Raw genomic sequence first — 730 nt, 5'->3', positions numbered from 1 at the left:
CCGGGCCGAACTCCTGACGTCGACCGTCCGCTGGATCGCGGCGAAGATCGGCGAGCCCGGGGTGGGCGACGCGTTCGCGGGCGTGTTCAGCGACGCCGTCAGCGACCCGGACCTGCGCGAGATTCTCGCCACGCGGCTGCAGGACCCGTACCGCATCGCACTCCAGGACGCGCTCGGCGAGCCGGAGAACCGGGTCCTGTTCTTCATCGACGTCGTGGTCGGGGTCCTGCTCCACCGGATGGGCATGACCGGCGAACCGATGGCCGACGCGGACGTCGACGCCCTGGTTGCGATGGTCCTGGCGCACTTCGAGAAGGAATGACCCGGTTTCCGGGTCGGTTGGTGCGAGCTGCAGAAGGCGGTGACGCGGCAAGGGTGACGCAGGAAAGAATTCGGCCCAGCGACTCGCCGTTGCCGCCCGCGATGTCCAGGGTGTCCTGCCACTGCGCCCGCGCGATGTCGGACACGGCGGACCTGCTCGTGGTCGAACGCGTCCTCCCGGCGGACGGCTCACCTTCACCGGCGACGGCGTGGGACCTGCACATGATGGGCAACGTAGGAGGCCGCGAACGCCGAGCGGACCACTACGCCCGCTTGTCCACGGACGCGGGCCTCACCTTGGTGGGCATCACACTGCTGCCCCTGGACGGCAACGTGCTGCACGTCCGCAGGGCAGCGGGGACGCTCGTCCCATGGCTGTCACCTGGGCCCCGATCCGGGCCACCCGGAT

General features: G+C 70.0%; 2 protein-coding genes. Both read left to right on the top strand.

The window, feature by feature from the left end; genetic code table 11:
- Positions 1 to 322, top strand: a 322-nt coding sequence (locus J0695_RS37985; RefSeq protein WP_206969386.1) for a TetR-like C-terminal domain-containing protein, incomplete at its 5' end; no start/stop codon positions are given.
- A gap of 134 nt (positions 323 to 456) precedes the next feature.
- Positions 457 to 730 (top strand): methyltransferase (locus J0695_RS37980; RefSeq protein WP_372445902.1); only part of this gene is annotated, 274 nt, incomplete at its 3' end.

It is taken from the genome of Streptomyces beijiangensis, assembly GCF_017315755.1.
Classification (GTDB): Bacteria; Actinomycetota; Actinomycetes; order Streptomycetales; family Streptomycetaceae; genus Streptomyces; species Streptomyces beijiangensis.
Note: the sequence above shows the minus strand (reverse complement) of the source record. Positions and strands in the feature narration are given on the sequence as shown.